Below are 3,367 nucleotides of genomic sequence, written 5' to 3'. Positions count from 1 at the left end.
GCGTTAGGCGACTTGCTATTGAAGGCAGGCAGCCAGCTCAAACAAAAGGACTTAGTTATCCAGGAGTTGAAGCCTAAGGCAGATTACACCGATAGCATGTTAGCTAACAAGGGACTGGAAACAATCTCAATGATTGCTAAGAACTACGGTTACTCGACACGTGAGTTTAACAAGTTGCTACATGGTTTAGGCATTCAATACAAGCAAGGCAAAACGTGGCTATTGTACGCGAAGTATCAAGACGAAGGCTATACGCACGTTGGACCATACGAGTATACGAATAGCGATGGCATCAAGCAGGTACGTAACACGATGAAGTGGACACAAGTGGGGCAAAAGTTCTTATACGACTTTTTGAAATCAAAGGGAATCATGCCATTAGTTGAACAGCCAGCATAGAAAGGAATGATTTTATGAAGGAACAAAACAAAAAAGGATCCACATCTGCAATATGTGAATCCTTTATTAAAAAAATAGAAGCTTCAAAAATAACAAGTGGCAAACTAGTTGGCTTTAAAGATTCCAAGAGTGGTAAACACATTAAAAGTAGCAATTAAAGAATTTTTAGTGTTTGCTTTTGAAATGTATGTTAAAGATTTTGCCAACGCGTCTGTTTGGGATTGAGATAAAGGCTGACCAGTCGATTCAATCTCTTCCTTGACAAAAGAGATTAGGGCAAGAGCAGCACCGTTATCCCAAACTTTATCTGTTTCCGAGGAAATGGTTTGCATTAGTTGATCTCGTGAATATTTCATATTATTTTCACCACCTTTCTGGAACATTTAAATTATACTACCAAAAAACAAAAGGGATGATCCACATGAATGATTTAGTAATTATGAAGAATAAGCAAGCCGTTACCAGTAGCTTGCAGGTAGCAGAGGTATTTGACAAGCAACATAAGCATGTTATGGAAGCAATCCAAAACAAACTGGACTCAGCCGAAAATTCGGCTCAGTACGATTCGATGTTTTCCAAGGGGGTTTATAAAGACCGAAGTGGTAAATCTAATCCAATGTATTACATGAATCGTGACGGGTTCAGTTTCATTGCTTTCGGGTTTACAGGTAAAAAGGCGGATGCGTTCAAGCTCAAATACATCGAGGCGTTCAACTCTATGGAAGAACAAGTGAAATTGCCAACATCGCCACGAGAGATTGCCAGATTGGCACTGCAAGCCAATGAGGAAACTAATCAGCGCCTAGACAGTGTAGAGGGCGATGTGAAAGACCTCAAAGAGAACCAAGTTATTCCTAATCCTGAATATAGTGCGCTTAACCGGCGTGTTAATCAGCGCGTGTCGGAAGTCGCACATAGCTATGGTCATATCACACAGAAACAACGAGGTGAGCTGTTCAAGGATATTGGCAGTGGCATCAAGAAGATTGCTAACGTGAGTGCTCGGTCAATGCTACGCAAGAAGGACTACCAGATGGTAATGGACTTCATTAATGATTGGGAGCCGTCTACAGCAACTAAGACGATTATTCGGCAGACGTCACTTCGATTAGACAAGGAGCCAGCATAGGAGGATTAGCAATATGGAATTAGTAGATGCACTAAAAATGGCAGGTAGGAATGGGAAGATCGTTCGAGCTAGTGATTTGAAATATGATTCAACTTACTACGTTCAAGCGACTGATACAAAAGGAAGATTAATTGCGTTTACACATGGTGAACAGCTTTCGGTTTGTTGGGAACCAACGTTCACAGACTTAGTTGCAAACAATTGGCTAGTAGTTCAAAAAGGTGACCCTTACCGTGAATAAGGGTCACTAAAAAGCTTATAGAGGGAAAGATGTATTTAGACTAATACGCTTTATCTTTCCATTACCGTATCCGAATTGTAAGTATCCCTTATCCTGTAAAGATTTCAAAGCGTTCGTCAAAAGACTCTCATCATTAATTCCTAATTCGGATAGGAGACCATCAATGCTAACTGGGCCGGGCAAATGGCTTGGCGCATGCAAACGAATAGCGGCAATTAAGTCTTGTTCATTAACCATATTCATCACCTCGATTAATTGAACTAACAAAATTATACACCGAAAGGAGTGACCAGGATGGACAGTTTAATAAGTGCTTTGTCGAAACTCTTCACGCAAGCATATGAACAAGGAATCGCGGATGGGCGTAGTCAGCAAGCTGTTGATCATAAAATGATTGGACGTAAAGATTTCTACTCTGAATTTGGAATCAAAGTAGATACATTCGACAAGCACTATCGCGACAAAGAAGGGTTCCCAAAGCCAGAAGAAGACGGAAAGTGGTACGCCCCAGCAGTCGAAAAATGGTTATTGAATCATCAAAATTTGAGTAATTAAAACCTAGGCGGGTAGATGATGATTCAACTCATAAGGAGGAATTGCCATGGTAGAAGTAGCAGTATTAACCTGGGCGCTAACAACCGTGTGGTACAAGCGTCGTGAGATTAGAAACTGGTTTGGAATTTAGGAGGAAATGATATGAGTAAAACGGAGATTCAATGGCTTACTTATCAGCAAGTGATGGAAGAGCTTCACATTGGTAGTGTAAATACAGTCTATAAGATGATTAATGACGGTTTAAAGGTAACTAGCATTGGCAGACTAAAACGCATTGAACGTAAGGAACTTGAAAAATACCTAAATTCAAAAACGTTTTAAACCATTTAACGGGAAATTTAAGGAGGAAATGTAATGGTAAGAGACACAGATGCATTTGTTGGGCTTGGCAATAAATTAGTTGCCAATTCTGACAAGGCACAAGCAAATGATTTACTAAGTGAAATGAATGTTGCTAGTTTGTCAGGCCATCACTCAATCATCTGGAACAAGTCTGGAATTAGTGTTGGCGTTATCAACACACTATCAGAAGAAGATATTTCAGTTAGCAAGTGTCCTGGTGGCGGATATGTCATTGATTGGCAAGAAGCATTAGAAATGGAGGAATGATCATGAAAGTTCATGTAGGCGATCGGGTGAGTTTCAAGGCTGAGTATAGTTGCGGCCAATTAATACGAGAAGCCGGCGTTGGCAAAGTAGTGGATATTAAAAAAATTCCGTTCACATTGCGCACTCAAAAAGATGTAGCTGTAATTGAACAAAATGGACAACAATTCGAGATTATTACCAATGGTATTCAAGTGCTCAAGTAGGAGGAATGATCATGCCAAAAGCATCAGTTTTATCAGTTAACAACTGGAAACGAGTGCAAAAAAAGCCATCGCTAGTAGCGGCTAACGATGGACTAATGGAAGAGACAATTATAAACAACATCTACTCTATTCCAAAGCAGTCTCGTTTGCAAGTGCTAAGAAAGCGAGGACGGTAGCTATGGAAGAAATCGTGAACAATCACATCAAGTTTATAAAGCATGTTATCAACAG

At 40.1% G+C, this 3,367-nt stretch carries 10 protein-coding genes; 8 read left to right on the top strand and 2 right to left on the bottom strand.

The window, feature by feature from the left end:
* Positions 1–399: phage antirepressor KilAC domain-containing protein (locus MMY95_RS15320; protein ID WP_241277797.1), on the top strand; the 399-nt coding region annotated here is incomplete at its 5' end.
* A 104-nt stretch (positions 400–503) separates the two neighbouring features.
* Here MMY95_RS15320 and MMY95_RS15315 read toward each other — a convergent pair.
* A complete protein-coding gene (locus MMY95_RS15315; protein WP_027823017.1) occupies positions 504–755 on the bottom strand; it encodes a hypothetical protein in 252 nt (83 codons plus the stop codon).
* 65 nt (positions 756–820) lie between these two features.
* Between MMY95_RS15315 and MMY95_RS15310 the strand changes: the two genes are divergently transcribed.
* Both MMY95_RS15310 and MMY95_RS15305 read left to right on the top strand, forming a co-directional pair.
* Positions 821–1,528 (top strand): Rha family transcriptional regulator, encoded by a 708-nt coding sequence (locus MMY95_RS15310; protein ID WP_041142747.1) that lies wholly within the window; start codon positions 821–823, stop codon positions 1,526–1,528.
* Positions 1,529–1,541: 13 nt separating this feature from the next.
* Complete coding sequence (locus MMY95_RS15305) at positions 1,542–1,769, top strand: hypothetical protein (RefSeq protein ID WP_069137014.1); 228 nt, start codon at positions 1,542–1,544, stop codon at positions 1,767–1,769.
* 15 nt (positions 1,770–1,784) lie between these two features.
* Here the strand turns inward: MMY95_RS15305 and MMY95_RS15300 are convergent, their stop codons facing one another.
* Positions 1,785–2,006, bottom strand: a complete 222-nt coding sequence (locus tag MMY95_RS15300) for a hypothetical protein (protein WP_025015699.1) — start codon at positions 2,004–2,006, stop codon at positions 1,785–1,787.
* 57 nt (positions 2,007–2,063) lie between these two features.
* On the opposite strand from MMY95_RS15300, the gene MMY95_RS15295 reads away from it, so the two are divergent.
* The 5 genes from MMY95_RS15295 (at position 2,064) to MMY95_RS15275 (ending at position 3,312) form a co-directional block, all read left to right on the top strand.
* Positions 2,064–2,324: a hypothetical protein gene (locus MMY95_RS15295; RefSeq protein ID WP_015825329.1), complete on the top strand. Its 261-nt coding sequence runs from the start codon at positions 2,064–2,066 to the stop codon at positions 2,322–2,324.
* Positions 2,325–2,465: 141 nt separating this feature from the next.
* Positions 2,466–2,645 (top strand): helix-turn-helix domain-containing protein, encoded by a 180-nt coding sequence (locus MMY95_RS15290; RefSeq protein WP_016058357.1) that lies wholly within the window; start codon positions 2,466–2,468, stop codon positions 2,643–2,645.
* A gap of 33 nt (positions 2,646–2,678) precedes the next feature.
* Positions 2,679–2,933 carry a hypothetical protein gene (locus tag MMY95_RS15285; protein ID WP_087509042.1) on the top strand — a complete coding sequence of 85 codons (255 nt, stop codon included), beginning with the start codon at positions 2,679–2,681 and terminating at the stop codon, positions 2,931–2,933.
* A 2-nt stretch (positions 2,934–2,935) separates the two neighbouring features.
* Positions 2,936–3,136 carry a hypothetical protein gene (locus MMY95_RS15280; protein ID WP_015825332.1) on the top strand — a complete coding sequence of 67 codons (201 nt, stop codon included), beginning with the start codon at positions 2,936–2,938 and terminating at the stop codon, positions 3,134–3,136.
* An 11-nt stretch (positions 3,137–3,147) separates the two neighbouring features.
* Complete coding sequence (locus MMY95_RS15275; protein WP_164878063.1) at positions 3,148–3,312, top strand: hypothetical protein; 165 nt, start codon at positions 3,148–3,150, stop codon at positions 3,310–3,312.
* Positions 3,313–3,367 lie beyond the last annotated feature (55 nt).

Origin of the sequence: Lactiplantibacillus sp. ME-2, from assembly GCF_022549155.1 — a bacterium.
Classification (GTDB): domain Bacteria; phylum Bacillota; class Bacilli; order Lactobacillales; family Lactobacillaceae; genus Lactiplantibacillus; species Lactiplantibacillus plantarum.
Note: the sequence above shows the minus strand (reverse complement) of the source record. Positions and strands in the feature narration are given on the sequence as shown.